Source organism: Pedobacter sp. KBS0701, from assembly GCF_005938645.2.
Lineage (GTDB): Bacteria > Bacteroidota > Bacteroidia > Sphingobacteriales > Sphingobacteriaceae > Pedobacter.
This window is the reverse complement of record NZ_CP042171.1, coordinates 1801943-1828242: the sequence shown is the minus strand read 5'-3', so window position 1 is coordinate 1828242 and position 26300 is coordinate 1801943. Positions and strand designations below refer to the sequence as shown.

The 26300-nt window shown below is 36.8% G+C and carries 29 protein-coding genes; 17 read left to right on the top strand and 12 right to left on the bottom strand.

The window, feature by feature from the left end; translation table 11 throughout:
- Nucleotides 1-72: 72 nt before the first annotated feature.
- Nucleotides 73-348, bottom strand: coding sequence for a hypothetical protein (locus FFJ24_RS07175; RefSeq protein ID WP_138823895.1), 276 nt, complete (start codon nucleotides 346-348; stop codon nucleotides 73-75).
- A 408-nt stretch (nucleotides 349-756) separates the two neighbouring features.
- Between FFJ24_RS07175 and FFJ24_RS07170 the strand changes: the two genes are divergently transcribed.
- The 6 genes from FFJ24_RS07170 (at nucleotide 757) to FFJ24_RS07145 (ending at nucleotide 5881) form a co-directional block, all read left to right on the top strand.
- Nucleotides 757-1515 carry a LytTR family DNA-binding domain-containing protein gene (locus tag FFJ24_RS07170; protein ID WP_138823893.1) on the top strand — a complete coding sequence of 253 codons (759 nt, stop codon included), beginning with the start codon at nucleotides 757-759 and terminating at the stop codon, nucleotides 1513-1515.
- A 122-nt stretch (nucleotides 1516-1637) separates the two neighbouring features.
- Complete coding sequence (locus FFJ24_RS07165; RefSeq protein ID WP_246862805.1) at nucleotides 1638-1991, top strand: PleD family two-component system response regulator; 354 nt, start codon at nucleotides 1638-1640, stop codon at nucleotides 1989-1991.
- Nucleotides 1992-2002: 11 nt separating this feature from the next.
- Nucleotides 2003-2632 carry a hypothetical protein gene (locus FFJ24_RS07160; protein ID WP_138823888.1) on the top strand — a complete coding sequence of 210 codons (630 nt, stop codon included), beginning with the start codon at nucleotides 2003-2005 and terminating at the stop codon, nucleotides 2630-2632.
- 126 nt (nucleotides 2633-2758) lie between these two features.
- On the top strand, nucleotides 2759-4132 hold the full coding sequence (locus FFJ24_RS07155) for an exonuclease domain-containing protein (protein WP_138823886.1): 1374 nt from the start codon (nucleotides 2759-2761) through the stop codon (nucleotides 4130-4132).
- A gap of 462 nt (nucleotides 4133-4594) precedes the next feature.
- Nucleotides 4595-4930 carry an MmcQ/YjbR family DNA-binding protein gene (locus FFJ24_RS07150; protein WP_138823884.1) on the top strand — a complete coding sequence of 112 codons (336 nt, stop codon included), beginning with the start codon at nucleotides 4595-4597 and terminating at the stop codon, nucleotides 4928-4930.
- Between the two features lie 534 nt (nucleotides 4931-5464).
- Entirely contained in the window at nucleotides 5465-5881 is a 417-nt protein-coding gene (locus FFJ24_RS07145; protein WP_138823882.1) for a VOC family protein, read from the top strand.
- 344 nt (nucleotides 5882-6225) lie between these two features.
- Here FFJ24_RS07145 and bioA read toward each other — a convergent pair whose 3' ends face one another.
- From bioA to FFJ24_RS07130, 3 genes are read right to left on the bottom strand one after another with little or no spacing between them, the layout of a single operon-like run.
- Nucleotides 6226-7530 (bottom strand): adenosylmethionine--8-amino-7-oxononanoate transaminase, encoded by a 1305-nt coding sequence (gene bioA, locus FFJ24_RS07140; RefSeq protein ID WP_138823880.1) that lies wholly within the window; start codon nucleotides 7528-7530, stop codon nucleotides 6226-6228.
- Nucleotides 7531-7532: 2 nt separating this feature from the next.
- Nucleotides 7533-7985, bottom strand: coding sequence for an NUDIX domain-containing protein (locus FFJ24_RS07135; RefSeq protein WP_138823877.1), 453 nt, complete (start codon nucleotides 7983-7985; stop codon nucleotides 7533-7535).
- Nucleotides 7972-8958, bottom strand: a complete 987-nt coding sequence (locus FFJ24_RS07130) for a cation diffusion facilitator family transporter (RefSeq protein WP_138823875.1) — start codon at nucleotides 8956-8958, stop codon at nucleotides 7972-7974. The genes FFJ24_RS07135 and FFJ24_RS07130 overlap by 14 nt, the downstream gene beginning before the upstream one ends.
- A 113-nt stretch (nucleotides 8959-9071) precedes the next feature.
- Here FFJ24_RS07130 and FFJ24_RS07125 point away from each other — a divergent pair, with 113 nt between their 5' ends.
- Complete coding sequence (locus tag FFJ24_RS07125; RefSeq protein WP_210419481.1) at nucleotides 9072-10268, top strand: pyridoxal phosphate-dependent aminotransferase; 1197 nt, start codon at nucleotides 9072-9074, stop codon at nucleotides 10266-10268.
- Nucleotides 10269-10683: 415 nt separating this feature from the next.
- Here FFJ24_RS07125 and FFJ24_RS07120 read toward each other — a convergent pair whose 3' ends face one another.
- The gene (locus FFJ24_RS07120) at nucleotides 10684-11928 is read right to left on the bottom strand and encodes an ABC transporter permease (protein WP_138823873.1); all 1245 of its coding nucleotides are present in this window, start codon (nucleotides 11926-11928) and stop codon (nucleotides 10684-10686) included.
- A gap of 201 nt (nucleotides 11929-12129) precedes the next feature.
- Here FFJ24_RS07120 and queA point away from each other — a divergent pair, with 201 nt between their 5' ends.
- Together queA and FFJ24_RS07110 are read left to right on the top strand one after the other, a co-directional pair.
- Nucleotides 12130-13179, top strand: coding sequence for a tRNA preQ1(34) S-adenosylmethionine ribosyltransferase-isomerase QueA (queA, locus tag FFJ24_RS07115; protein WP_138823871.1), 1050 nt, complete (start codon nucleotides 12130-12132; stop codon nucleotides 13177-13179).
- A gap of 58 nt (nucleotides 13180-13237) precedes the next feature.
- On the top strand, nucleotides 13238-13903 hold the full coding sequence (locus FFJ24_RS07110) for a 2-C-methyl-D-erythritol 4-phosphate cytidylyltransferase (protein ID WP_138823869.1): 666 nt from the start codon (nucleotides 13238-13240) through the stop codon (nucleotides 13901-13903).
- A 223-nt stretch (nucleotides 13904-14126) separates the two neighbouring features.
- Here the strand turns inward: FFJ24_RS07110 and FFJ24_RS07105 are convergent, their stop codons facing one another.
- The 6 genes from FFJ24_RS07105 to FFJ24_RS07080 all read right to left on the bottom strand — a co-directional run bounded on the left by FFJ24_RS07105 (nucleotide 14127) and on the right by FFJ24_RS07080 (nucleotide 17282).
- Nucleotides 14127-14285, bottom strand: a complete 159-nt coding sequence (locus tag FFJ24_RS07105; protein ID WP_138823867.1) for a lmo0937 family membrane protein — start codon at nucleotides 14283-14285, stop codon at nucleotides 14127-14129.
- Between the two features lie 173 nt (nucleotides 14286-14458).
- On the bottom strand, nucleotides 14459-14680 hold the full coding sequence (locus FFJ24_RS07100) for a DUF2795 domain-containing protein (RefSeq protein WP_010603503.1): 222 nt from the start codon (nucleotides 14678-14680) through the stop codon (nucleotides 14459-14461).
- Nucleotides 14681-14759: 79 nt separating this feature from the next.
- Nucleotides 14760-15308 (bottom strand): cob(I)yrinic acid a,c-diamide adenosyltransferase, encoded by a 549-nt coding sequence (locus FFJ24_RS07095; protein WP_138823864.1) that lies wholly within the window; start codon nucleotides 15306-15308, stop codon nucleotides 14760-14762.
- A 68-nt stretch (nucleotides 15309-15376) separates the two neighbouring features.
- Nucleotides 15377-16135 (bottom strand): ABC transporter ATP-binding protein, encoded by a 759-nt coding sequence (locus FFJ24_RS07090; protein WP_138823862.1) that lies wholly within the window; start codon nucleotides 16133-16135, stop codon nucleotides 15377-15379.
- Nucleotides 16136-16263: 128 nt separating this feature from the next.
- A complete protein-coding gene (gene gatC, locus FFJ24_RS07085) occupies nucleotides 16264-16554 on the bottom strand; it encodes an Asp-tRNA(Asn)/Glu-tRNA(Gln) amidotransferase subunit GatC (protein WP_138823860.1) in 291 nt (96 codons plus the stop codon).
- Nucleotides 16555-16556: 2 nt separating this feature from the next.
- Complete coding sequence (locus tag FFJ24_RS07080; RefSeq protein ID WP_138823858.1) at nucleotides 16557-17282, bottom strand: lysophospholipid acyltransferase family protein; 726 nt, start codon at nucleotides 17280-17282, stop codon at nucleotides 16557-16559.
- Nucleotides 17283-17782: 500 nt separating this feature from the next.
- Between FFJ24_RS07080 and trpS the strand changes: the two genes are divergently transcribed.
- The 4 genes from trpS to kdsB all read left to right on the top strand — a co-directional run bounded on the left by trpS (nucleotide 17783) and on the right by kdsB (nucleotide 20526).
- On the top strand, nucleotides 17783-18781 hold the full coding sequence (gene trpS, locus FFJ24_RS07075; RefSeq protein WP_138823856.1) for a tryptophan--tRNA ligase: 999 nt from the start codon (nucleotides 17783-17785) through the stop codon (nucleotides 18779-18781).
- Nucleotides 18782-18859: 78 nt separating this feature from the next.
- Nucleotides 18860-19474 carry a deoxynucleoside kinase gene (locus tag FFJ24_RS07070; protein ID WP_025144984.1) on the top strand — a complete coding sequence of 205 codons (615 nt, stop codon included), beginning with the start codon at nucleotides 18860-18862 and terminating at the stop codon, nucleotides 19472-19474.
- A 62-nt stretch (nucleotides 19475-19536) separates the two neighbouring features.
- Nucleotides 19537-19728: a DUF5808 domain-containing protein gene (locus tag FFJ24_RS07065; RefSeq protein ID WP_138823854.1), complete on the top strand. Its 192-nt coding sequence runs from the start codon at nucleotides 19537-19539 to the stop codon at nucleotides 19726-19728.
- 9 nt (nucleotides 19729-19737) lie between these two features.
- Entirely contained in the window at nucleotides 19738-20526 is a 789-nt protein-coding gene (gene kdsB, locus FFJ24_RS07060) for a 3-deoxy-manno-octulosonate cytidylyltransferase (RefSeq protein WP_138823852.1), read from the top strand.
- A gap of 121 nt (nucleotides 20527-20647) precedes the next feature.
- Here kdsB and FFJ24_RS07055 read toward each other — a convergent pair whose 3' ends face one another.
- The gene (locus tag FFJ24_RS07055) at nucleotides 20648-21601 is read right to left on the bottom strand and encodes a GNAT family N-acetyltransferase (protein WP_138823850.1); all 954 of its coding nucleotides are present in this window, start codon (nucleotides 21599-21601) and stop codon (nucleotides 20648-20650) included.
- Between the two features lie 103 nt (nucleotides 21602-21704).
- Between FFJ24_RS07055 and FFJ24_RS07050 the strand changes: the two genes are divergently transcribed.
- From FFJ24_RS07050 to FFJ24_RS07035, 4 genes are all read left to right on the top strand, one after another.
- Nucleotides 21705-22154, top strand: coding sequence for a hypothetical protein (locus FFJ24_RS07050; protein ID WP_138823848.1), 450 nt, complete (start codon nucleotides 21705-21707; stop codon nucleotides 22152-22154).
- Between the two features lie 179 nt (nucleotides 22155-22333).
- The gene (locus FFJ24_RS07045; RefSeq protein WP_138823846.1) at nucleotides 22334-22876 is read left to right on the top strand and encodes a hypothetical protein; all 543 of its coding nucleotides are present in this window, start codon (nucleotides 22334-22336) and stop codon (nucleotides 22874-22876) included.
- A 24-nt stretch (nucleotides 22877-22900) separates the two neighbouring features.
- On the top strand, nucleotides 22901-23377 hold the full coding sequence (locus tag FFJ24_RS07040) for a DinB family protein (RefSeq protein WP_138823844.1): 477 nt from the start codon (nucleotides 22901-22903) through the stop codon (nucleotides 23375-23377).
- 145 nt (nucleotides 23378-23522) lie between these two features.
- Complete coding sequence (locus tag FFJ24_RS07035) at nucleotides 23523-26300, top strand: outer membrane beta-barrel protein (RefSeq protein WP_138823842.1); 2778 nt, start codon at nucleotides 23523-23525, stop codon at nucleotides 26298-26300.

Here is a 26300-nt window from a genome sequence, read left to right as displayed (position 1 = left end):
ATAATAGTTCCGATCAGGTATAGTATTTAAATTTTAGGTTAAGGATAAATTAGAAGACCAGGAAACTACAGATTAAAATAGCTGTTCTGTCAATAATACACCTCTTTCACCATTACCTGTCTCTATAGTATGTACATTTTTGTAAGAATGGCTGAAGAAATCGTAGCCATGTTCTCTCTGTTTAATAGCTACAGTGCCCAACGGATAATTGAAGTTAGTTTGCATACATTGCAAACTACCATTGGCCAGCAGAAGAAAATCACAATCGTAACCTTGCTCCTGTAGTTCAATAACCTTTTTGGTAATAGATACATTTAATCTGTTGATGGTTTGGATTCTATTTTTCATGGGGATATTGTTTTAGATAATTAAGAATAATTACTCTGGTTATTAAATATATCTATTAATTATTACGTTTCAAAATACAATATATTATCATACAAGTCATTATATCTTTTTTTTAGTAAATTTCTGCTTTAATTTTTTGTGTTGTTATTCTTGCCAGCGTTTAGCCAAAGCCAGTTGCAAATGCTTAATTTAAAACAACTTTGCTGGTTTAAACCAGTATTCAGCTAATGCGGTTATAAAATTAAATAAGGAATTGTTTTAATATCTTTAAACAAAAATTTTAAATTATACATAATCTCAAAAAAAACCTATTTTTCCTTGCCGAATACATAAAAATTCATTGCAAATGTGTTTTTTTTTCGTTTTACTTGTCGAAATTGTAATTTGCATTAACTAAACCTATAAGAAATGTCAATAAGTTGTATTGCTATTGATGACGATCCTCATTCCCTGGAAAGCTTAATGGCATATATGGAAAAGCTTCCTGATTTAAAGCTTATCCAAGTTTTCACCGAACCGCTCCAGGCACTGACAGAGATATCGGTATCTAACCCTGTAGACATTATTTTCATGGATATCGAAATGCCCTCACTATCCGGAATCGAACTGGCAACATTGTTAAGGCAAAAAACAACATACCTCGTTTTCACCACTGCACACCCAAGGTATGCCATTGATGCCTTCAAGGTAGAGGCGGATGCTTATTTGCTTAAGCCCTACTCTATTTTACATTTAGCCAAAACGATAAATAACCTTTACCCAACCGGAAAAAAAGCCAAACATCCTTTTTCCATTTTAGACGACCATTTCTTTTATATTCCTTTACATGGAGAAAATAGTGACTTGGTAAGAATAGATTTGAATGAGTTAATTGCTGTTGAAGAAATAGGAGATGATATTGAGTTTAAAACTACAAAAAATGCTTTTTTGAGTTCGAAATCTAATTTTACCAAGACCTTGAAAATGCTTAAAGAGCATCCCGCATTTATTCAGGTTACTCCTTCTGTTGTAATTGCAAAACAGCATATCAAAAGTGTACTTAATCATAAAATATTGCTCTCAGCTGAAGTATCCATTAACATTTCAGAATCCTATGCTGAACTTTTCGAAAATTTTATCAAAAACAATCTGCAACAAGAAAAACCCCGCCCTGACGCCATTATATAGTATTTAATCACCCATGATCAGCATCTTCCATCCATTTTAATGCATAATCAAAACATTACGTCCAAAATTTTGTATTAGGATAATCTATTTATTATTTAATTGATTAATCTGTTTTGAAAAGAGTGCTGATTGTGGATGATGATCCAGATGTATTAGAAGTTTTCCAGGAAGTATTAGAAACTGAGCATTATAAAGTTTATCCACTACTTTCACCACGGTATATTTTTAAAACGATAAAAGATTTTAGACCCGATCTGATTATTCTAGATATCATGTTGAATGGCATGGATGGCCGTGCCGTATTTAAAGAGTTACGGTTAAATCCTGAAACAGCGCATATACCAATTATTATGGCATCGGCCAGATATGATGAAAATTACATCACATCACAAAAATATCACCCCGATGATTATTTAGAAAAACCTTTTAATATAGCAGATTTACTCAGAAAAGTAGATGCTTTAATCGAAAATTAAAAAAATCAGATATGAAATTAAAACTACTAACACCTCTTTTATTGCTGGTTACCATGGTATCAACCAGGGTAATAGCACAAAACAGACCCGACAAACTCTATTCGATGAGTGGAATTGGATTTGCATTCCCTATGGGTGAAACCTCAGATTATTTTAAGCCAAAATTTTCAACATCATTAGGTTTAAACCTGGGTCTAGGCGATGGCGGCTTGTTCCTTTATCCTAAAGTAAGTTTACATGCTTTTACCTTCAACCAGATTACCCCAGATGCAGGATACACTTATACCTTGCAAAAAGGAAGAGCTACCACTTACTTATTAAATGTAGCATTAGGTTACCGTAAGATTGTAAACAAATGGGCATTTTATTGTTTTGCGGGTGCTGGTGGTGGAATTATACTTACCCCACAGGCAGCCGTTAATACATCAACTTTGCAGGTTACGCAGGATAATAAATCAAATGGATTGGGCATTGCCGAAGGTGGTGCAGGTATTGAATACAATATTGGTGGCGCTAATTTATTTGTGGAGGCGAGTTATATGTACGGTTTTAGTAAAATCCAGAACAGAACTTTTAATACTGTACCTATCTCTGTTGGTATTAAGCCTAATTTAAGCAAATTACTCAGTAAACTTAAATAATATCTGCATACAAAATAAAGGCGCGGTTACGTTAAATACGTAGCCGCTTTTTTTATGCTAAAGAAATAATCAAAATTATTTTTATACTAATTATTTTAGCATAGATTTGTATTTCAAATTATTTTAATGTTATACGCAGTTGTAGATATCGAAACCACTGGCGGTCATGCTTCAGCAAATGGCATTACCGAAGTTGCCATTAATATCCATGATGGCAATCAGATTGTTGAATCTTACACTACCCTGATCAATCCAAAACAACCGATCCCGGATTACATTACGGCTTTAACCGGCATTGATAATGCCATGTTGAAGGATGCGCCAACTTTTCCTGATGTTGCGCTGCAGATCTATCAGTTGCTGAATGACAAGGTTTTTGTGGCGCATAACGTAAACTTCGATTATTCCTTTTTAAAGCACCATTTGGCCGCTGTGGGCTACGATTTACAATGTAGAAAATTATGCACAGTAAGATTAAGCAGGAAATTAATTCCCGGTAAATCTTCTTACAGCCTGGGTAAATTGTGTACAGCCCTCCAGATACCGATACAAAACCGGCACAGGGCTGCAGGCGATGCCGATGCCACCAGCATCCTCTTTAATATGTTATTGGATAATGATCTGGAAGGGATCATTCCAGAAATGTTAAAGAAAACTTCGAAAGAACAGGTTTTACCGCCACATTTAGATAAAGCTTCTATTTTAAGATTGCCCAATCAGCCTGGGGTTTATTATTTTAAAGACAGTAAAGGCAAAATTGTTTACGTGGGTAAAGCCAAAGACCTAAAAAAACGCGTAACCAGTCATTTTACGGGGAACACCCCTAACCGGCAGCGGCAAGACTTTTTGCGTACCATACATCATGTCGACTTCGTGATCTGCGGAACTGAACTGATGGCCTTAATTTTGGAAGCCAATGAAATTAAGCGTCTTTGGCCTGAAAACAACCGGGCCATGAAACGTTATGAGCATAAATATGATTTATACGTTTTTGAAGATCAGAACGGCTACCTGCGTTTAGCCGTTGATAAACATAAAAAGAATAATAATGCCATACAGAGTTTTAACAGTTTATTGGAAGGTTATAACTTTTTAACCCAGTTAATTAATAAATACCAACTTTGTGCTAAGCTCTGTTATCTTCAAAAAACAGCTACAAAATGTTATGCACACGAAAACGGGCAATGTTTTGGTGCCTGCAGCGGAATAGAAACCGTGGCCGTTTACAACAAAAAATTAAATGCAGCTTTAAACGATATCCAAAATCAGCAACCCAGTTTCGCCTTGGTTGACGAAGGCAGAAAAGAAGAAGAATTTAGCTGTTTAGTTGTGGAAAACGGAAAATTTTATGGAATGGGTTATTTTACAAATAAAAATTACCTGGCAGATGGATTGGCCCCGATCAAGAACGATTTATCCACTTATCAATCCAATAGTTATATTTTAAATTTAATTCTGAATTACGCAGAGCAACATCCACAGAAATTGTATAAATTGTAGAAAACTCGATTCAATGCTAATGAGGTATTCTGCAATAATCCTGCTATTGTTACTTTCATCTACTTTATGTTTTGCACAAAATGTAATATTCATTGAAAAGAATATTGGGAAGGAGATATTTCAAAAAACGGAAAATGGTGATACCAGATCTACATATCTAGGAAAAATAACAGATAAAAATAAAAGAAATCGATTTTATGTAGTTAAAGAATTTAGCCGAATAAAGGCTGCCATGGTATACCACGGAAATAGCTGGCTTATATTTTACAGTCCAAATAAAAAATTCAAAGCCCGGTATCATTTCAGTATGCCCAATGAATTGCCTTTTAAACTGAATAACAATACCCTTTATTTTTACGACACAGATGAAAAACCTGTTAAAGTGTTAACTCTTAAAATTAATAGCCAATTGCCTAAGCAAATATTCAATAGTTCTTCGATTTCTTTCATGCAATAAAACCAATGGATAGTTTAACTTTTATAGCTTACTGCCTATCTTTTGATGAAGTTATTGAGCTGCCGCATTTCGAAAAAACTTCATTCCGCGTAAATAAAAAGATCTTTGCTACGCTAAATCTTCAAAAAAAACAGGCGACATTCAAATTATCGGCAATCGATCAGTCTGTTTTTTGTGATTTTGACCCGAACAGAATACGGCAAGCTACAGGAGCCTGGGGCAAACAAGGCTGGACAATTTTTGACCTAACGGAATTAGCAGATGAAATGCTTATCGATGTACTTACACTTTCTTATTGTAATGTATCGCTTAAAAGGCTGTCCGAAAAGTACAAAGCTTAAGTACAATTCCTAAGATTATGAGCTGAAATGGCTTTAAATGCCTTACATGGTAAGAATTAGCACAATAAATCACTAACCAATAAGCCTATAAACCACAATTCGATTATTAATATTCCTTTAAAAATCTACTACAGGCATTTTTCTTTCATAGCCGTCACCCTGAATTTATTTCAGGGTCTATTTAGCAGTAAAGATGCTGACGACGTAGTAGCTACAAGACGATTTAAAACACTATTTCTACTTGTAAAATGAATTCAGCATGACGATCGCACTAGTTTCAAGAATTTAAAACTAGTCAATGTGAATAAGTATTAATCGAACTGAGGTTATAAAATTTAAAAACGTAGGCTAATAAAGCATTGTGCTTTATAACGCGCAACATTGCCGCAATACTTTAACCATATAAGGAATAGAAGAAATAAGCTAATCATAATAACCTAAATTGTCTCAAATACCCTTGTAGTTTTTCGCTTTTAGCAAGGTCAACCCCACAATTCGTTACCTATCTTTACTCACAACAAAATATAAAACGTTATGACAAAATCACTCTGGATAAACCTTCCGGTAAAAGACATTAATAAATCGAAAGCATTTTTTACAGCCTTAGGCTTCAACCTTAATCTCCAATATGGCGCACGTGAAGATTCTGCCTGCTTTTTTGTCGGAGAAAGCAATCTAGCCATCATGCTTTTCGAAGAAACATTGTACGAGAGTTTTGCAGGAACCAGCATTGCCGATAAACGAAATGGCGGAGAAGTATTATTCTCCTTTGATACAGAAAGTCCGGAAGAAGTAGACAGCCTGGCTGAAAAAGTGGTAGCTGCAGGAGGTACACTCTATGGCGAGCCTGGTTACAAAGATGGTTGGATGTATGGCTGTGGTTTTGTTGATCTCGATGGTCAAAGATGGAGTATCCTTTATATGGACATGAGCAAGATGCCTTTAGGGTAGTTTTTTTAAAAAAAAAACTAAAATTTGCCTGAGCGGTTAATATACAAATCACTTTATGAGAAGAGATGTATTCAAATCTAATACTGGTTGTGGTGTCGCATTACGACCTAAAAGCACCTGTACTTCTTCTAAAGTCGATTTTTATAGTGAAGTCAGGTGTTACCACCTGACTTATCATATACTTAAAAGATTTGATGAAGTGTAAGATGGTAACATCTTACACCACAGACAATACTTTAGTTTGATTTATAGGTTGCTTTAAGATTCCCACCTGCGTGGGAATGACGACTATTCTAAAAAGACAATTACTAGTCGTAGTGTCTCGCTACGACCTTACAAACTACCTATATTTCTTCTAGTGCTAATTTTATCGTTGCATAAATATAATCCAAATCTTCATCACTGATTATATACGGTGGAAGGATATAGATAATATTGCCCAATGGCCTTAATATAATTCCCTTGTCTAAGAAGTAGGCATACAATAAATTACGCAGATTACTTAAATAAGAAGTTTCATTTCCTGTTTCCCACTCTATAGCGATAATGGTACCGGTTTGTCTAACCGCTTTAGCTTTAGGATGCGCTTTAATCTCCTGTAAAAACATGGCATGTTTAGCCTCTACCCTTTTAATATTGATCAGTGTTTCTTCCCGCAATAAAATATCTAAACTCGCTAAAGAAGCTACACAAGCAATTGGGTTCGCGGTAAAAGAGTGCCCGTGGTAAAGCGTTTTTAATTTATCATCGCTTAAAAAGGCTTCAAAAATCTCATTCGTACAGGTGGTTACCCCTAATGGCATTGTTCCACCGGTTAAGCCTTTGCTTAAACAAATAATATCAGGCTTATTAGTTAATTTCTCGCAGGCGAAGTAGGTGCCTGTCCGGCCAAACCCCGTCATTACCTCATCAGCAATAATTAAGATACCTGCTTTTTTACAGGCAGCAACCAGTTCATCAAGGTATTTCGCTTCGTACATCAGCATGCCACCCGATCCTAGAATGAGTGGTTCGAAGATAAAACAAGCGGTATCTGTAAGATTTGAAATGTGAGAGGTGAGGTATGAGATATTGCCCTCTTCGGGCAGATCGATAAACTCAACATCGAATAATAAACTATTAAAGGCATCTGTAAAAATACTGCGCCCACTTACTGACATAGCGCCAAAAGTATCGCCGTGATAGGCATTTTTAAAGGCTAAAATCTTCGTTTTTGGTGTGCCCTTATTGTCCCAGTACTGCAGGCACATTTTTAAAGCCACTTCTACCGCTGTTGATCCGTTATCGGTATAAAAAACTTTATCTTGTTTGCCCGGTAAAATAGGCAACAACCTTTCTGCCAACAATACAGCGGGCTCGTGCGTAAAGCCTGCAAAAATTACATGTTCCAGTACATTGAGCTGATCGGCTACTTTTTTTGCGATATGAGGGTGTGAATGGCCATGAATATTCACCCACCAGGATGAAACCGCATCGATATACCTTTTTCCATTTTCATCAAAAACATAGACACCCTCACCCCTCACAATCGGGATGTGCGGTAGCGCATTCTTCATTTGGGTATAGGGGTGCCAGATTACTTTTTTATCACGTTCAGTTAAATTTAATGGGGAGGAAGAAGCTAAGGCTTGAGACTTATCGGATATCATAATTATAATTTAGCTGAATATTGATTTTTTAAAAGCTGAGCTACAGTTTTATCGGTTTTAAAGGTGATATCTTCAATACTTAAATCATCTATTTTCACCCATCTGAAAGCCTGAAGAATTTCACCATCTCCATCAAAATCGTAAATGGTATCTTTAAAGGCCAACTGCAACGGAGCTTTTTCCTTAACGACATAATATACGCTAATTACCTGGCTATCATTAAATGAAGATTTTTCAAAAAAATCTGTAGTATAAAAATGAGATAATACTTCAATTTCCGCATTGCACTCTTCCATAAACTCACGTTTTAATCCATCAATTAAGCCTTCGCCAAATTCTAATCCACCACCCGGAAACTTACTGAAACGAAAACCGTATTCCTCCTCATCACTTACCAAAATCTCATTGTCCTGGTTAATTAACAATCCATAAACCCTTACATTAAAGTAGCTCATTTTCGAAATGCTTTTTATTTTTGATTACTATTTCAGGTGTCCACACAATTTCTTTTTTAAAGGCCTCTGCCCTCACCGGACATTCGCTCATGTGGCAATAATGACAGCATTCGGGCAAACATGGATCTGCATGAATAAAGAGTTCTGCTTTACGAACGCCATTTTTATTGATCAATTCATCAATCTGCGATATTTCGCGGTGAACCTTATTTAAGTCAAAATAATAAGGCAACGTTACGTGGCAATCAATGTGAAATTCAGGACCATATTGCTGAGTACGTAGATTATGTACATCAATCCAGGGATTATGCCTGTTCTTCTGCAACACTTCAACCACCTCTTCAACCAGCGTAAAATCGCTTTCATCCATTAAACCACCTACCGAACCCCGGGTGAGTTTATAACCAGAATAAACAATGTAAAAACCTACTATAAAGGAGAGTAAGCTATCTAGCCAAATAATATTTGTCAACTGAATTAAGATTAATCCAATCACAATCGCTCCACTGGTATAAGTATCCGTTAATAAATGTTTGCCATCAGCTTGCAAGGTAACCGAATGCTCATCTTTGCCAACATTAATCAGGTATTGTCCAACTATTAGGTTAATCAAGCCCGTAATACCAATAATTAGTGTTCCGGTTAACAACTCGCCCACTACATGAGGATAAATAAGGTTGTACGATGATTTGAAAATAATCACCACGCCCGCAATCAAAATCAATATTCCTTCCACAAAGGCAGAGAAAAATTCAACTTTTCCATGTCCATAAGGATGATTTTCATCTCGGGGCTGTGTACTCAGGTAGATGCTGTAAAAAGCAAAACTACCTGCTATTACGTTTACAATACTCTCCGCTGCATCTGTTAATATGGCGTTCGAACCTGTAATAAAATACGCAACAAACTTAGCCAGCATCAACACCACACTCACCACCAGGGAAATTATTATCGCTTTCTTTTTTACCGACACAGGAATATTTTTTTCAAAAATACGCTTATCGAATAAATTAAATGAGAAAAACTATGCCTTTTTTAGTGCAGAATAATATTTGGTTTATATATTTGCGCTCAAAGTAATTAACCATGAGCACCTTATCTAAAAGAATCAACAGTCTATCCGAATCTGCAACCCTTAAAATGACCAAACTTGGCCGCGAATTAGCGTCTAAGGGCATTAACATCATTAGTTTAAGCGTTGGTGAACCCGATTTTAATACACCCGATCACGTCAAAAATGCTGCTAAAAAGGCATTAGATGAAAATTATACACGTTACTCACCAGTACCGGGCTATCCAGACCTGCGCCAGGCGATTGTAAATAAGCTAAAGACAGAAAACAACCTGGACTATGATATTTCGCAGATTGTTGTTTCAACAGGTGCAAAACAATCTTTATCAAATGTTATTTTAACCTTGATCGATCCGGACGATGAAGTCATTATCCCAACACCTTACTGGGTTTCTTATTCAGAAATGGTAACCCTTGCAGAAGGAAAATCTGTTTTTATTGACACGGATATCGAAAGTGATTTCAAAATTACTCCTGCACAATTAGAAGCAGCTATTACACCTAAATCGAAATTATTCATGTTTTCTTCGCCATGTAACCCAACAGGTTCGGTTTACAGTAAAGAAGAATTAGCAGCCCTGGTTGCCGTTTTCGAAAAACATCCAAATATCTATATCTTATCTGATGAGATTTATGAACACATCAACTTTGTTGATAAACATGAATCTATTGCTCAATTCAGCAGCGTTAAGGACCGCGTAATCATTGTTAACGGTTTCTCTAAAGCTTTTGCCATGACAGGCTGGAGATTAGGTTACATTGCAGCAAATAAAGAAATTGCAGCCGCTAACGATAAATTACAGGGACAAACTACTTCAGGAACATGCTCTATTGCACAAAGAGCCGGAATTGTTGCTTACGAGCAAGGTTTAGCAAGTGTTCTAGAAATGAAAGAAGCATTTTTACGCCGTCGAGAACTGGTTTATAATCTGTTAAATGAAATTCCAGGTGTAAAAACGAATCTTCCTGATGGTGCATTTTACTTTTTCCCTGAAATCAGTTCTTTCTTTGGCAAAAAAGATGCTGAAGGAAACGTAATTAAAGATTCGTCAGATCTCGCTTTATACCTGTTAAACGTTGGTCACGTAGCAACCGTTGGTGGTGATTCGTTTGGAAACAATAACTACATCCGTTTATCTTATGCAGCATCTGACGAAAGTTTAGTTGAAGCGTTGAGAAGAATTAAAGAAGCTCTGGGTAAATTAGCCTAGTCTTTTACAATTGGCTGTTTTCAGTTAACAGTCATGTAAGCAGAAATCCCCTCATTAATTAAATTTAACGAGGGGGTTTTATATAGTATAATCATCGTCTTACTACATTCCCATCTCCAGGCCGTCATCTCGACCGGAGCACAGCGTAGTGGAGAGATCTATCTCCAGAAATAAAGAAATAAGACGTTCGATGCTCTACTAATTTTCCTCTAGTCGTTGCCTCACCGACTAGCAGAATAGTGTTCCTGATTCTGAAATGGAAGCAAGCATTTCATCGGAGAACCCGGTCCTTCTTTCCGTTACTAGTCCGCACCCGGTGAAAAACCGGCTTTGCGGGCTATCCACTTCAATAAGGTTTATTCACTATGGCAAGTGCAGGTAACTGCAAATTGCGAAATAAAAACTGCCAACTGAATTAACTTCTAATTGCCTCTACCGGATCTAGCCTTGATGCTGAATATGCAGGCCAAAAGCCAGAGATCGTGCCAATAATAATCGATATGCCAATGCCTAAAGCAATATTATTCAAGCCTAATATAATATGAAAATCTGTCGCTGCCCCAATCCCCAAAGCAAGCAGAAAGACCAGTAATAAACCCAGCAAACCGCCTAAAATACATAGCGAAATGGACTCAAAAATAAACTGAAGCAGGATAAAATAGTTTTTCGCGCCCAACGATTTCTGGATACCGATAATATTAGTACGTTCCTTAACCGATACAAACATGATATTGGCAATACTAAAACCACCAACCAAAATCGAAAACCCGCCAATTACCCAACCGGCAATATTTACCATTTTAAACATCGAATCTAACTGATTAGAAATAATGGTGGTTTTATTTAACGCAAAATCTTCTTCCTGGCCTGGTTTAATCCTATGGATGGAGCGCATTAAACCTTTCAATTCACTTTCAACTTCTTCCAGGCTCACATTATCCTTACCACGAACGGTAATTTGCGGACCATAACGTTCACTCTGTATATCTAAAACACCTTTTGCAAAAGCAATGGGAATATTGACGTTTTTATCGAGAGAAGTACCCAACATATCTTCTCCTTCCTTTTTAAAAACACCAATAACCGTTAATCTTCTTCCTAAAATCTGAACCTGCTTACCTACTGCCGCATCTCCATCAAAAAGTCCGTCGGCTATATCAGAACCTAAAATACAAACAGGCGATCCGTTTTTACTTTCATTATCAGTAAAATACCGGCCATCCTGGAGCTCAAAATTCCAGGTTTTATTAAAATCGTGCGATGCCGCCCATACCGAAATCCCTTCAACAGAACTGCTTCTGTATTTAATGGTCCTATCGCTGGTCGATATTTCGAAGGTAACGCCCTGAGCATTTTCAATTCGCTCTCTTAGGGCTTCAAAATCGCGTAATGAAGGCTGAGGACGGTTCATATATTTCCACCATGGGTAATTATCCCCAAAACTCCAGGGCCATTTTTGAATATAAATGGTGTTAGAGCCCAGCTTATCTACACTGGCCTGCAATTTACCGCGAAAGGTATCTACTGCAGAAAATACAGCGATAATGGTAAAAATACCAATTGTTATGGCCAGAAGCGATAACATGGTGCGCAATTTATTCTGGCGCAATGCATCAAATGCAAAACGGAAACTCTCGCCTATTAGCCTAAAGATTATCATAATTAAAGGTTAGATGCAAAGCCTCTCAAAAGGTTACAGCTTATCTTCAAAACTAATTAATTTTACGTCTACAATTGCATTAATCAGGCTGTATTATTTGATTTAAAATGATGAAAACATTATATACACAAATTGCGTTTGATAAAATACGAAAAAGAAAAATTAAATTCGTATTTTTGCACCTCAAAAAATTCATCAAGAATGAAATTATCACAATTCAAATTCAACTTACCTGAATCATTAGTTGCCAACAATCCGGCAGAACAACGCGACGAAGCTCGCCTAATGGTTTTACATAAAGACAGCGGTAAAATTGAACATAAAATTTTCAAAGACGTTTTAGGTTATTTCGATGACAAAGATGTAATGATATTGAACAACACCAAGGTTTTTCCTGCCCGCTTATATGGCAACAAAGAAAAAACCGGTGCAACCATCGAGGTTTTCTTGCTTCGTGAATTAAACAAGGAATTACGTTTATGGGATGTTTTGGTAGATCCGGCACGTAAAATTCGTGTAGGTAATAAATTGTACTTTGGCGACGACGATTTATTAGTTGCCGAGGTTGTAGATAATACCACATCACGTGGTCGTACTATCCGTTTCTTATTTGAAGGTACTGACGAAGAATTCAGAAAAAACGTTGAAATTTTAGGTGAAACTCCTCTTCCTAAGTATATTAAACGTAAAGCTACCGCCGAGGATAAAGAACGTTATCAAACCATTTTCGCTAAACACGAGGGTGCAGTAGCCGCTCCAACTGCTGGTTTACACTTCAGTCGTGAGCTAATGAAACGCCTTGAGCTTAAAGGTGTAGAATTTGCAGAAGTAACTTTACATGTTGGTTTAGGAACTTTCAGAACGGTTGAGGTTGAAGACTTAACCAAACATAAAATGGATTCGGAGCAATTTATCATCGAGCCAAAAGATGCGAACATTGTAAACAAAGCTTTAGAGCATAAAAGAAAAATCTGTGCGGTAGGAACTACTTCAATGCGTGCTATTGAATCGGCTGTTTCTGCTAACAGAACTTTAAAAGCAGCTAACGACTGGACTAGTAAGTTTATCTTCCCTCCTTACGACTTCAGTATTGCAAACTCCATGATAACCAATTTCCACACCCCGGAATCTACTTTATTGATGATGGTTAGCGCATTTGGCGGATATGAGAATGTGATGAATGCTTACGAAGTTGCAGTAAAAGAAAAATATAAATTTTACAGTTATGGCGATGCCATGCTAATTATATAAGTTTTGCGGTTGGCGTTTGGCGGTTTAGCGCTAAACGCCTTACCCTAAACGCTCAACTATGAAATACTACGCTATAATTGTAGCAGGCGGTTCTGGAAATCGGATGCAAACAGAAACCCCAAAACAATTTCTACTGCTCAAAAACCTTCCGGTTTTAATGCATACGATAAAAGCTTTTGCACAAAGCGATACTCAACCTAAAATTTTATTAGTCCTAAACAAGGATCAACAGAGTTACTGGACCAGATTATGCGAGGAATTTAATTTCCATATACCGCATCAGGTTATAGACGGCGGAACAGAGCGTTTTTACTCTGTAAAAAATGCCATTTCCGCTATTGAAGAGGAAAGTTATGTTGCCATTCACGATGCTGTTCGTCCGCTCGTTTCCAAATCTCTTATAGACAACTGTTTTAAAGAAGCTGAATTAAAGGGGAATGTCATTGCAGCCGTACAATCCAGCGATAGCGTACGCTTGCTTAGAAGCAACAAAACAACGGCATTAAAACGTGATGAAATCTTTTTGGTGCAAACGCCGCAAACTTTTAGCCATAATATTCTTAAAGAAGCTTACAACCAAGAGTTCAAAGTCCATTTTACTGACGACGCAAGCGTGGTAGAATCTATCGGGTATGAGATTAATATCATCGAAGGAGAAAGAGGAAATATTAAAATTACTTTCCCTATTGATCTCGAGCTGGCAGAGCTGTTATTGAAGAATTAAAAGTATTAAATTCATCTAATAGACAGCCATAAAAGTTCTGCGGCGATTTAAACACAGCGCTGTCCCCTGATCCGATAGCACTAATCAAAGGAATAAAAAATTAATCAACATCTGATTTTAACATTTAAAAAAAAGAGTTTCAAAAATGAAACTCCTTTTTTTAATCCATCTATTTCAAAGTGTTCCCTACTTCTAAACGAATGAATGTCGGTGCGATATATTTTTACGCTGCCCTGCCAATTACTTTTAATAAGATGGCAATTACTGCGATTACCAATAATACGTGGATTATATTACCAACATCGCCGAAGCCGTGAAATACAAATCCGATCACCCATAGTATCACCAATACTACTGCGACTAAGTACAATAAATTTCCCATAGTGTTAATTTTTTTTAAGTAATGTTACATTTTTGCATTATTAACACACGGCTTTTAGATTTTGTTTAGAAAATGTAAAGATTTCGCTTATCTTGCTGATTTACATCATTAAAATAAATAAACAAAAAAACCTTCCAGTTTTACTGAAAGGTTCTTTTATCTGTTTTAAAATCCTAGTATTCGTCCTCGTTAAAGAAGAAATCTTCTTTAGTTGGGTAGTCAGGCCAAATTTCCTCAATGGTTTCATAAGGTTCGCCATCATCTTCTAGTGCCTGTAAGTTTTCAATTACTTCTACCGGGGCACCAGAGCGGATACCATAATCAATTAATTCGTCTTTAGTTGCAGGCCATGGTGCGTCTTCCAGGTGCGATGCTAATTCTAATGTCCAATACATATCTTCAATTCAATTAAATTCTTATTATTGCGCAAAGTATATTAAAATTTTTGAGCAAAACAAACTTATTTTTCCACTATTATACCCTCGGAATCCAAATGTTTTCTTCCGCGTTAAAATATACGGTCAGTTTTCGTGCCAAAACGAATAAATAATCACTTAAACGATTTAAATAAACTGTTACACGCTCATCTACAAAGCTATTTTCTGCAAGCGCTACTGTCAAACGTTCTGCCCTTCTGCAAACACACCGGGCAATATGGCAGTAAGCAACAACAGTATTTCCGCCAGGTAAAACAAAATGTTTTAAGGCGGGTAGCTTTTCGTTCATCAGATCCATCTCATTTTCCAACAAGGTAATATCTGCATCGTGCAGATCGGGGATCTTCATTTTAGATGTTTCCGGGTCTGCCGCTAGTGATGAGCCAATGGTAAATAACCTATCCTGAATCTCTTTTAGCAATTTCTGGTCCTGCGACTCAATATCCTGACACATAATTAAACCGATGTACGAATTTAACTCGTCAACAGTACCATAGGTTTCGATACGTAAATGATATTTAGGTACACGGGTACCACCTATTAGTGAGGTTTGCCCTTTATCGCCGGTTTTAGTGTAGATTTTCATGTCCCCTAGCCCCCTTAAGGGGGAATAATATGGTTAGTCCTAAAAGTCCCCTTTAGGGAATTTAGGGGTTAATTGATTTTCTCCCAATCGCTGCCGTTATCTTTCAAGGCCTGCAAGCGTGGAGATACATTTTTGATATCGGTGTTTAAATAATCATTTTCAATCAAACCATCACGCATGCGTACAATGCGGTGGGCGTGTTGCGCAATATCTTCCTCATGCGTAACCAGAATAATGGTATTGCCTTTACTGTGAATTTCTTCAAGCAGGCCCATAATTTCTACTGATGTTTTGGTATCTAGGTTACCGGTAGGCTCATCAGCCAGAATAATAGAAGGATTATTGATTAATGCCCTCGCCACTGCCACACGCTGACGTTGACCACCTGATAGTTCATTGGGTTTATGATCCATACGATTACCTAAACCAACATTTTCTAATGCTTTAGCTGCCCTCGCATCCCTATCCTTTTTGCTTGTTCCGGCATAAATTAAAGGTAAAGCAACATTATCTAAAGATGTTGATCGTGGCAATAAGTTAAAAGTTTGAAAAACGAAACCGATTTCCTGGTTGCGTACTTCTGCCAAGGCATCATCACTCATCTGACTCACATTTGTTCCATTTAAAACATAAGTTCCGCTTGAAGGTGTATCCAGACAGCCTAAAATATTCATTAGGGTTGATTTACCAGAACCAGATGGACCCATCAATGCTACGAATTCGCCTTTATTGATATCTAAAGAAACTGATTTTAAAGCGTGAATCACTTCAGATCCAATAACATATTTACGGCCAATTTCTTTTATAGTGATGAGTGGTTTCTCCATGTTTTTTCTTTTTTAGACAGGCATAGCAGGTAAGATGTTACAAGCAATTTAAAAATTACTGCACAAATGTTAATCTTATGATGCTGAATTAACTCCCATAGCTGTGGGATTAGCTTGAAGATAAAGCATTATTTTTCAATAATTTTTGGGACCATAAAAAATTGGTCGGTATGTTTTGCGGCATTTTTCAGACCATCGGCGGTAGAAATTTCTTGTTTCACTACATCTTCGCGCCAAACATTTACCGATTCGTTCATATAAACCAATGGTTTTACATTTGAGGTATCCAATTCGTTTAACTTTTCCATGAATGATAAAATTTTGTTCATTTCAGGAATCAACGTATCCACCTGCTTTTCATCAATATGAATTCGGGCCAGATCGGCTATTTTATGGATGGTTTTTGCGTCTAAATTCATATCTATATTAACTTACTATCGATCAAACTGTAAACCTTTTCTTTCAATATATCAGAATCAACATCAACCAGGGTTAATGTTTTTATAGGTTTGTGGACGTAAATATCGCAAATTCCTGGCTTACTTCCGTATTTTGCGCCATCATCCCAATTAATTTTCCAAACATTGACAATACTTACAGGCACCAAGGGGATATTTTTATCAATGGCTAAACGAAACGGACCATTTTTAAACTCGCCTAACTTTGGTGGATAATGGTCATCAATTTTGCCCTCCGGAAAAATAATCAGGCTCATCCCTTTTTCAAGGTTTTCGCCAGCTTTTTTAAAGGCTTTAAAAGCTGAAATTTTACTGTCGCGGTTCACAGAAATATCAATTGTTTTAAAGAAAATGCCCAATACAGGATTATTCAATAACTCATCTTTTCCCATAAAATGGAATTTACCATGCCCCATGATGCAAAAAATCATAATATCCAGATTAGAGGTATGGTTGGCGCAATAAATATAAGTTTGTTTAGGATCAAGTTTTTCCTCGTATTGATAACGAAAAAAAACGCCTGAAAATAAACTGCATAAAAAACTATTGGCTTTACGGCAAAAGTTTAAAATACCGTAATATTTTTCATTACGTGAAGTAATGTAGTAAAAGGGGTAAAAGAGGGCGAAAAAAAACAGTATCCAGAATAAAAACCAAACCCGGTGTACCTGCCTTAGAAAGTGGATCATAGTTATACCAAAAATATAAAATAGTTTGATATTTCAAACTAAGGATCAAGATTGTGGTGAGGGCCAACAGAAAGAACCAGCTCACAGATCTCTCCACTGCGCTGCGCTACGGTCGAGATGACGATTTAGCTACGGAACTCCGGTCGAGATGACGACCGCTTGATGAAGACTCTAGATTCGATGATGCTAGCAGGTTAAAATGGCTCCATGTTTGCAGAAACATTTGTTTATAAACCTTATTGAAGTGCAAAGCCCACAGCGCAGCGAGGACTTGCAACGGAAAGAAGGACTGAAGCCTCCGATGAAATGCTGACTTTCATTTTCAAATTATAAATACCGTATAGTTGTGCATGAGAGACCAAGCGCTATGAAAAGCATAAGCATAGATCTCTCCACTACGCTGCGCTACGGTCGAGATGACGACTACACTAAAAATTCTTACCATGAAAATTAAGGTGATTTGCGGATTGCTTACATTTTATTTTTAATTTCGTGCCATTATGAAAGAAACAGTGGTGAGCGGCATTCGCTCAACAGGAAAATTACATTTGGGTAATTATTATGGTGCAGTTAAAAACTTCGTGCAAATGCAGAACGAATATAACTGCTACTTTTTTATCGCCGATTTACACTCTTTAACTACACATCCTACTCCAGCCGATTTACACGGAAATATCAAACATGTTTTGGTGGAGTATCTGGCAAGTGGAATTGATCCAGAAAACAGCACCATTTATATACAAAGTGATGTTCCCGAAATTGCGGAGCTATATTTATACCTCAACATGAACGCTTATATGGGTGAATTAGAGCGTAGTACTTCTTTTAAAGATAAAGTACGTGCCAACCCTGATAACGTAAATGCGGGTTTATTAACCTATCCGGTATTGATGGCAGCCGATATTTTAATCCATAAGGCGACCAAAGTACCTGTTGGAAAAGATCAGGAACAACATTTAGAAATGGCCCGTACTTTCGGAAACCGTTTCAACAGATTGTATAGTACAGAATATTTTCCAGAACCTTATGCTTTTAGCTACTCTGATAAACTGGTTAAAGTACCAGGCTTAGATGGAAAAGGTAAAATGGGTAAATCAGAAGGTGAGGCCAATGCGGTATACCTATCTGATGATCCTGAAACCATTCGTAAAAAAGTAATGAGAGCGGTTAGTGACGGTGGTCCGACAGAAGAGAACCAACCAAAACCTGAACCGATCCAGAACCTTTTCGACTTAATGAAAGTGGTATCGAGCGCAGATACTCATCAGCATTTTGACGACCTGTATAATAAAATGCAGATCCGTTACGGCGATTTCAAGAAACAACTGGCAGAAGATATGATCATTGCTACCGCACCAATGCGCGAGCGCATCCAGGACATTGCCAAAGACGATTCTTACTTAAGGCAAGTGGCTAAACATGGTGCATTAAAGGCTCGTGAAAGTGCACAAAAAACCATAAGAGAGGTACGCAGTTTAATCGGGTTTAAAAGTTTTTAATTAATATTGCGGTAAGCGACAGGCGGTTGGCGTTATAATCGCCTATCGCAAAACGCTCACCGCAAAACGCAAAAAAAGATGCACATAGCAATTGTAGGAAATATAGGTGCCGGTAAAACCACTTTAACAGGTTTATTGGCTAAGAATTATGGATGGGAAGCTTTATATGAGGCGGTGGACAACAATCCTTATCTGGAAGATTTTTACAGCGACATGAAACGATGGAGCTTTAATCTTCAGATTTATTTCCTGAACAGCCGTTTTCAGCAAATTACGGATATTGAGGTCAATAAACGCAATGTGATCCAGGATAGAACCATTTACGAGGATGCGCATATTTTTGCAGAGAACCTCCACGATATGGCTTTAATGACTACCCGGGATCATGATAACTACCGTGCTATTTTTGATAATATTACCTCTTTTATCAAACCGCCGGATTTATTGGTTTATTTACGGGCATCGGTACCGACATTGGTTAATAATATCCAGCGCCGTGGCCGTGAATACGAAGCAGGGATCCGTATCGATTACCTTTCTAAACTGAACGAAAAATACGAAGCCTGGATAAAAGGTTATAACCTGGGCAAATTATTAATTTTAGATAAAGACAAGTTGGATTTCACCAATAATCCTGAAGATTTAGGTACGGTGATCCAATCGATTGAGGCAGAGATTAACGGGTTGTTTTAATCCCCAGCCCGTAAAAGGGAGTTGAGTTCATAATAAATGGTTTAATTTTTAATGCGATAAATATGCAAAAAGATTTCGAGCATGAAAATCCAGAAAACTGGAAATGGGATACTTTTTATTTCAATAAAAAAGACTCCAGGTTAATTGTTCCAAAGCGCATAAAATTGCTTGGGTGGACATTTAATTTTGCTCATCCTGTATCTTTTATTATTGTTGCATTGATCTTTACATTTGTTTTTTATCAATTTTTATAGCAACAATATATGATCGATAAAAACTTAAAGTCCCCACTTGAAGATTTAAGGATTATAGGCATTATTCCAGCACGATATGCCTCTACCCGTTTTCCCGGAAAGCCTTTGGTAGATATTGCCGGAAAAACCATGATCCAAAGGGTTTATGAACAAGCATCGAAAGCCAAAAGCTTATCAAAAGTAGTAATTGCCACCGATGATGTACGGATTGCAGATGAAGTGAAAAGGTTTGGTGGAGAACTTATCTTTACTTCATCCGATCACCAAAGCGGAACCGATAGGTGTGCCGAAGTGATTGAGCAATTACCAGGATTTGATATTGTGATCAACATTCAGGGCGATGAACCTTTTATCGAACCTGCACAAATTGAATTATTGACAAGCTGTTTTACTGAAGAAAAAGTACAGTTAGCAACATTAATCAAATCTATTCAAAGTCAGGAAAGTGTATACAATCCCAATAGTCCTAAAGTGGTGATTGATGTAAATGGCCGGGCGATGTATTTTAGCCGGAGTCCAATCCCTTTTATCCGAAACGGAGAACCAGGCGTATGGGCAGAAAAACACCAGTTTTATAAACACATCGGGATTTACGGTTACCGCACCGAATCATTAAAAGCCATTACCAAATTACCACCTTCTTCTTTAGAAATTGCTGAAAGCCTGGAGCAACTGCGCTGGATCGAGAATGGATTTTATATCCAAACAAAAGTTACCGACCTTGAAACAGTTGCTATTGATACTCCGGAAGATTTACTAAAATTAAATAATCTATTGGATGCGCTGAAGCACGAGTAAGGTTATGGTTCATTAGTCATTAGTTCATTGGTTGGTTCATGGTTGATATTTTGATGGTTCATGGCCAAGTGCTAATAACTTGAGATTAATCTTCCTCAGACTGCGGACTACCGACTTCGGACTATTTTACCACCAGTTCCATCTGAATATTACATCGCGCATAAGGTGTAGGCTTACCTGCCACTTTTTTAAAACCCAATTTGTGGTAAAGATTTATGGCCGGTTTTAAAATGGTATTGCTTTCTAAATAAATTTTAGATGCACCTAATGACCTTGCTTTTTCAATAATAGCATTTGCCAATAAATAGCCTACATTTTTTCCCTGGGCTTTTGGCGATACGGCCATTTTGGCCAGTTCAAAATCATATTCGCCATCGTTCATTTTAATTAATGCGCAAACGCCTAAAGGCTCACCCTGGTAAAGTGCAACTAATATAAAACCTCCTTTATCTAAAATATAACCCTGCGGATTATCCAAAGCTTTATAATCAGATTCTTCCATGGTAAAATACTCTGAAATCCATTCTACATTCAGCGATCTGAATATTACCTGGTATTTGGGCAGGTAATCTACAATTTCAACCTTTAAACTATCTCTTTCCTTTTTCTTTTCCATTACCCTTCTCAACAAGTTTTTCTGCTCCAATAAAAACTCCCATTCCCCTATTGCTTCCCAAAGGTTATGCTGCGCTTGTGCCGAGATTTCTTCAATAGCGGCATTTACATCAACCAGCTGATCTTTTATTTTTTTTGAAATCTCCACTCCTTTTTTAGAAAGGCTCACTACATTTCTTCGTCCGTCGGTTTTGTCTTTACTTTCTTTAACATAACCTTTTTTCAGCATCTCACTGATGATTTTGCTCACAGATGGATGAGAATGGCCAATATCTTTAGCCAGTTCAGTAATCGTTTTTTCTTTCTCCTGAACCAAAGCATAAAATACAGGAAACCACTTGGGCTGCATATCAATATTATACAATTTATAAATCTGTGCAGCGTCTTCAGTCACCATATCAGTTAACATTCTTAACCTGCTACCTATAGCTACTTTGCCTACTTCTTCAAAAAAATTCACAATAAAATCAGTTACGTAATCAGTTACGCAAATATAAGAACAAAATGATATTATCCAATAACATTTAATGGCTTCGCTAATATTTTAGTATTTTAGTTTATCTATGACAAAGCAAACACTCTTAATTATCGCTATTGTGTATGGTAATGCGATTTTTGCCAGGCAACCGGCTGGATTAATTGTAAAAACCAATGTCTTAAATTTAGTGGCGAAAAGGCCTACCCTATCTGTAGAAAAAACCTTTGCTAATCTTTATGGATTGGAAGCGGCTTATACTTTTGGCGAAATTAAAAACTTCGGTTATCGCGACTATTACCACTATAATGGCTTTTTACTCCGGGCGAAAAAATACCTCAGGCCAATTAAAAATAAAGAAGCTAACGCTTTCTATGGTGCCTATTTTGGAAACCTGAACAAAACAGTGGTGTCGCATGGCACGGTAGACAATACCGGCTTTTTTAGCTGGGGTCATGACAGGGATTTCAAAGCGAATTCTTTACGTTATGGCGGAACATTTGGGGTATCTTTATTCCTGGAAAACATTTTCTTTTAGAGGGTTTGACAGGCCTGGGTTACGGAGATTATTATCATATTCAAAATAATTTAGAAAATAAGCTTCCTGGTGGTTATTTCGACTTTCAATTGTGGTTATCTATTGGCTATTCTTTCTAAATTTAACGAATATCATAAAATACGGACCTGAACTAAAACATAAAATTTGTAGTTTTGAATATGAGAAATATACCGCTCTTTGTTACCATCTGTTTATTAGCACTTGTTGCCTGTAATTCGAAAGATAAAAAGGAAAGCACTGCCATTGAATTTAAAAATGTGAACCAAAGCCTGGCTAAATCTTTTTCTGATTTAAAACGTCTGGACACTTTCAAGATAGAACTTACCGGCAGGAAACCCGAAGAAATGGTGTTGAATTTCACCATCAAAAATGCAGAGGGAAAAGAGATTTACAATGCTAAAATTAAGGGAACAGAACTGGTTAACAATACCGACCCAAATGTTGACCTTTCTAAAGAGAAAGACCAGATTATTTTCTTAAAAACCATTGCAGACGACTTTTTCAGCGATGATAATTTTCTTGAACCTGCAGTAATGCCTGAAGATAAGGCTGATAAATATACCCCGGATAAGGCTCTTTATGAAGAGCTAAAAAAATCAGGTTTAAATGGCTTCAAATACCGTTTGGGTAAAGAAAACAACATTTACATTGCCTGGAGCGAGAAAGAGCAGAAAGTGAAAATTTATTATAATTGCTGTTAATCAAAAATATTTAAAAGTTTAGCAATGAAAAAATCTGATTTTATTGCAAATCGCTTAAGAGAGATTTTTTTAAATGGTTATTGGATAGCTAATACCAATTATAGAGATCAGTTAGCAAGCATCAATTGGCAACAGGCCACCCATCAGGTAGAAAATTTAAATACCATCGCGACCCTAACCTATCATATCAATTATTATTTAGCCGGAATTTTAACTGTGTTTAATGGTGGTGTGCTGGAAATTAAAGACCAATATAGTTTCGATCTTCCACCTATACATTCGGAAGCTGATTGGAATAAACTAGCTTCTGAATTATTTGACAATGCTTCAGTTTTTGCTAACGCAGTAGAAAAAATGCCGGAAGAACAATTTGATGAGGTATTTGTAAACGAAAAGTATGGCACTTACCTGCGGAATTTAGAAGCTGTAATTGAACACAGTTATTATCATTTAGGACAGATTGTACTCATCAAAAAACTGATTTTGGCGGCAGGGGAATAAAATACTATCATTCTGCGTTTTAAGCTTTCCCTCCTCTGTTTCGCCACAAAAAAATATTTTAATATTTATTTTTAAACTAAATAAATAGTTGTACTTTAGAGCATTGAACCAAACACAAATTATTTAACGTTTCTCTACAACATACATGCTCAAGCAACTATTCACGGTTTTTATTTTTTCATTATTATTTTTTCCAGCACTGGCACAAAAAGCAAGCATAAAAGGCGTTGTGGTCGATACCGTTGAGAAAAGAAAATTACAAAACAGTTCTATCCTGCTGATATCAAGCAAAGATTCCGTTTTAGTTAAAGATACGCGGGCCAGGGCCAATGGCGAATTCGAATTATCGAACCTAAAAAAAGGCAATTATACTTTAGTCATCACCTTCCCAAAAATGGCCGATTTCATCAGGGATATCCAATTGTCAGATTCCTCGAAATTTAATCTTGGCCATATTACAATGGACAGTAAGGCCACACTTTTGAATGAGGTGACAATAAAGGCACAAAAACAGGCCATTAGCATGAAAGGCGATACGATAACCTACCAGGCAGATAGTTTTGCGGTAAAACCACATGCCAATTTACAGGATCTGTTAAGGCGATTACCTGGAATTGAGGTAGATAAAGATGGTGCAATAAAAGCAGGTGGAAAAGACGTAAATACGCTTTTGGTTGATGGAGAAGAATTTTTTGGCGACGATCCGCTTTTGGCTCAGAAATACCTAAAGGCGAATGCAGTTAGTGAAGTTCAGGTTTACGACAAAAAAACCAAAGAAGAAGAGTTATCAGGAATAAAAGAGGGTGATGCCAAAGAGAAGGTGATGAATATCAAACTCAAGGAGAATGCCAAAAACGGCTATCTCAGCACTCTGGATGCGAACAGTGACTTAAATCATTTTAAAAACATTGGCGGCATGGCCGGCATCTATAAAAGCAAATTAAAAGCGGCAGTATTTGGATTTAACTCCAATATCAATCAGGATTCGAAGGCAAGTGCCGCCATGAGCAAATTAAAAGGAAATGATTATGATTTAATTGAAGTTGGCGATGATGGCAGTACCGTTATGATTATGTACGGCAACAGAGATGATGATGGTTTTTCGCCAACAAACGGCTTGCCTGATATCACCAGTTATGGTGCACACTTCTCCGATAAATGGAATGAAAATAAAGTAGGCCTGAAACTAAATTATAAAGGCAATAATCGGGATATCATAGATAGAACAACATATAAAAACCAGTCACTATTGCCTAATGGAACAAATTTCTTTAGTTCCGGCAGCACAAACAGTGAAACTAAAAGTACGGGACAAAGTTTAAAAGGAAGTGTGGATGTTAAGATAGACTCGCTTTCTACATTAAAAATATCATTTGCCACGAGTAAAAACAAAAACAATAATGAGTACACCAGCACAAACGAAACCAAAAACGGTGAAGGTTTTTTTGTAAATAATAGTGATCAAACAAACAACAGCAACGGAGTTGACAATCTGTTTAACGGCAATATCAATTATTCAAAAAAGTTTGCCAAAAAAGGAAGAACGCTGTCTATCGATTTACAACCAGAAACCAAAAACGGCACCAGTCTCGGCAACAGTAAAAGTGTCACCAATTATTATGATGACAATGGTGTATCAAAAGGGCCGCCAATCACTCAGGACTTTCTCAATGATAATTCAGGCAAGGAAACGTCACTTGGCGCAAGAATATCATATACTGAACCTTTGAACAAACAATTCTCCTTGCAAACCGCCTATAGCTTTAAAACGGTAAACTCCAATAGTCATAAACTGGTTTTCGATAAATCATTAAATAATAAACGGATCGATTCGCTAAGTAATAATTTCGATTTTAATAATTTTTCGAATATAGGCAAGGTGGTATTACAATATCGGGCAAAGAAATTTACTTTGTCTGGTGGTGCAGAAGCTACACAAACAACATTCGAGCTGAATGATTTAGACCGAAGCAACAAATTTAACCGAAATTACTTAAACTGGGCACCACAAAGTAATCTTAACTATAAACTCGGAAAAAATACAAGTGTATCCTTAAACTATAACGGAAATACGCGACAGCCTGGCTTAGACCAATTACAACCGATCAGACAAATAAACAATCCACTTTACGAAATAAAAGGTAATCCAAATTTAAAACCATCGTTCAACAATAATTTTGGCTTTAACTTAAATACCTACCAGCAAAAATCGGAAATGTACGCATACGTGTATGGAGGCTACAGTTTTACTAAAAATGCAGTAGTGAGTACGAGTACTGTAGATGAGGTAAACAAAACCACCAGCAGTTACATCAATCTAAATGGTAATAACAATTTTTACGCCGGCGCAAGTTTTAATAAAAGTTTCAGCAAGATTAATTTTAGTACAGGCTTAAATGCCAGTTATAACCATTCAAACTCGGTTTCTATTTTAAACAATAAACTGAATGAAAATGTAAACAATAGTATCAGTTTACGCCCACGCTTGAGTTACTATAGCGATAAACTTCAAATTCAGTACGATCCATCCTTTACCTTTTCAAACAGCCGCTCATCTATCGGCTCCATAAATAATGGTAAAAACTTTTACCATAACCATGAAATTTCCGGTACCATCGAACTGCCATACAATACCGAATTCAACACCTCAATATCATTATCATACCAACCTGCCAACACTTCGTTCAGCAGGCCGGTAAATGTTGCTATCTGGAATGCCTATTTATCAAAGAAGATGCTTAAAGCTCAGGAACTGGAATTAAAAGTAGCGATTTCAGATATTTTAGCCGAAAGGATCGGTTACAATCGATACGTTGGCGGTAACAATATTAGTGAGAATACCAACAGTTTTATTCCAAGGTATGTACTGATCGGTGTCACCTATAATTTAACCGGAAACTTTGTTAAACAAGACAAAAAATAA

Bases quoted from the DNA above. Each gene is read 5' to 3' on its own strand.
- FFJ24_RS07175 (WP_138823895.1), bottom strand. From the start codon at position 348: ATGAAAAATAGAATCCAAACCATCAACAGATTAAATGTATCTATTACC.
- FFJ24_RS07170 (WP_138823893.1), top strand. From the start codon at position 757: ATGTCAATAAGTTGTATTGCTATTGATGACGATCCTCATTCCCTGGAA.
- FFJ24_RS07160 (WP_138823888.1), top strand. From the start codon at position 2,003: ATGAAATTAAAACTACTAACACCTCTTTTATTGCTGGTTACCATGGTA.
- FFJ24_RS07155 (WP_138823886.1), top strand. From the start codon at position 2,759: ATGTTATACGCAGTTGTAGATATCGAAACCACTGGCGGTCATGCTTCA.
- FFJ24_RS07150 (WP_138823884.1), top strand. From the start codon at position 4,595: ATGGATAGTTTAACTTTTATAGCTTACTGCCTATCTTTTGATGAAGTT.
- FFJ24_RS07145 (WP_138823882.1), top strand. From the start codon at position 5,465: ATGACAAAATCACTCTGGATAAACCTTCCGGTAAAAGACATTAATAAA.
- bioA (WP_138823880.1), bottom strand. From the start codon at position 7,530: ATGATATCCGATAAGTCTCAAGCCTTAGCTTCTTCCTCCCCATTAAAT.
- FFJ24_RS07135 (WP_138823877.1), bottom strand. From the start codon at position 7,985: ATGAGCTACTTTAATGTAAGGGTTTATGGATTGTTAATTAACCAGGAC.
- FFJ24_RS07125 (WP_210419481.1), top strand. From the start codon at position 9,072: ATGAGCACCTTATCTAAAAGAATCAACAGTCTATCCGAATCTGCAACC.
- FFJ24_RS07120 (WP_138823873.1), bottom strand. From the start codon at position 11,928: ATGATAATCTTTAGGCTAATAGGCGAGAGTTTCCGTTTTGCATTTGAT.
- queA (WP_138823871.1), top strand. From the start codon at position 12,130: ATGAAATTATCACAATTCAAATTCAACTTACCTGAATCATTAGTTGCC.
- FFJ24_RS07110 (WP_138823869.1), top strand. From the start codon at position 13,238: ATGAAATACTACGCTATAATTGTAGCAGGCGGTTCTGGAAATCGGATG.
- FFJ24_RS07105 (WP_138823867.1), bottom strand. From the start codon at position 14,285: ATGGGAAATTTATTGTACTTAGTCGCAGTAGTATTGGTGATACTATGG.
- FFJ24_RS07100 (WP_010603503.1), bottom strand. From the start codon at position 14,680: ATGTATTGGACATTAGAATTAGCATCGCACCTGGAAGACGCACCATGG.
- FFJ24_RS07095 (WP_138823864.1), bottom strand. From the start codon at position 15,308: ATGAAAATCTACACTAAAACCGGCGATAAAGGGCAAACCTCACTAATA.
- FFJ24_RS07090 (WP_138823862.1), bottom strand. From the start codon at position 16,135: ATGGAGAAACCACTCATCACTATAAAAGAAATTGGCCGTAAATATGTT.
- gatC (WP_138823860.1), bottom strand. From the start codon at position 16,554: ATGAATTTAGACGCAAAAACCATCCATAAAATAGCCGATCTGGCCCGA.
- FFJ24_RS07080 (WP_138823858.1), bottom strand. From the start codon at position 17,282: ATGATCCACTTTCTAAGGCAGGTACACCGGGTTTGGTTTTTATTCTGG.
- trpS (WP_138823856.1), top strand. From the start codon at position 17,783: ATGAAAGAAACAGTGGTGAGCGGCATTCGCTCAACAGGAAAATTACAT.
- FFJ24_RS07070 (WP_025144984.1), top strand. From the start codon at position 18,860: ATGCACATAGCAATTGTAGGAAATATAGGTGCCGGTAAAACCACTTTA.
- FFJ24_RS07065 (WP_138823854.1), top strand. From the start codon at position 19,537: ATGCAAAAAGATTTCGAGCATGAAAATCCAGAAAACTGGAAATGGGAT.
- kdsB (WP_138823852.1), top strand. From the start codon at position 19,738: ATGATCGATAAAAACTTAAAGTCCCCACTTGAAGATTTAAGGATTATA.
- FFJ24_RS07050 (WP_138823848.1), top strand. From the start codon at position 21,705: ATGACAAAGCAAACACTCTTAATTATCGCTATTGTGTATGGTAATGCG.
- FFJ24_RS07045 (WP_138823846.1), top strand. From the start codon at position 22,334: ATGAGAAATATACCGCTCTTTGTTACCATCTGTTTATTAGCACTTGTT.
- FFJ24_RS07040 (WP_138823844.1), top strand. From the start codon at position 22,901: ATGAAAAAATCTGATTTTATTGCAAATCGCTTAAGAGAGATTTTTTTA.
- FFJ24_RS07035 (WP_138823842.1), top strand. From the start codon at position 23,523: ATGCTCAAGCAACTATTCACGGTTTTTATTTTTTCATTATTATTTTTT.